Genomic DNA, 635 nt, shown 5'->3' on the forward strand with positions numbered 1-635 from the left:
GGCCACCACCGGCCTCAACATCGCCACCGACCTGATCACCGCCAACCCGAACCTCAAGGGCATCTTCGCTTCCAACCTGATCATGGCGCAGGGCGTCGGCCAGGCCGTCGCGGAAAACAACCTTGGCGGCAAGCTGGCGCTGGTCGGTTTCGACAGCGACGAGAAGCTGATCAAGTTCCTCAACGACGGCGTCATTTCCGCCCTCGTCGTCCAGGATCCGTACCGGATGGGCTATGACGGCATCAAGACCGCGCTCGCCGCCTCCAAGGGCGAGAAGGTCGAAGCCAATGTCGACACCGGCGCCAATCTGGTGACCAAGGACAACATGAAAGATCCCAAGATCGACGCGCTGCTCAATCCGAAGCTCTGAGCCGTCGCATCCGCAATCGTCTCCGGGGCACCTCGCCCCGGAGACACAAACTGCCGCACGAACGGCTTGGCAATCCGCACGCCTGAGCCAGGCTGTTTTCGAGGCATATCCCTGCCTCGCCGCGTGCCAATCGTGAGGCCAGCCTGGGAAGCCAATCCGGGAGGCCAATCTGGGAGGATTGTCATGATTTCGACGGCGCAGGAACTGCATCCCGCACCCGTTCTGGAACAGGGGCGGACTATCCTCGAATTGCGTGGCCTGGAGA

Annotated in this window: 1 protein-coding gene; it reads left to right on the forward strand. The window is 62.2% G+C overall.

The window, feature by feature from the left end; all coding sequences use genetic code 11:
- Positions 1 to 370 (forward strand): substrate-binding domain-containing protein (locus EN994_RS34295; protein WP_164746569.1); only part of this gene is annotated, 370 nt, incomplete at its 5' end.
- Positions 371 to 635 lie beyond the last annotated feature (265 nt).

The sequence above is a fragment of the Mesorhizobium sp. M7A.F.Ca.CA.002.09.1.1 genome, assembly GCF_003998555.1.
Lineage (GTDB): Bacteria > Pseudomonadota > Alphaproteobacteria > Rhizobiales > Rhizobiaceae > Mesorhizobium > Mesorhizobium ciceri.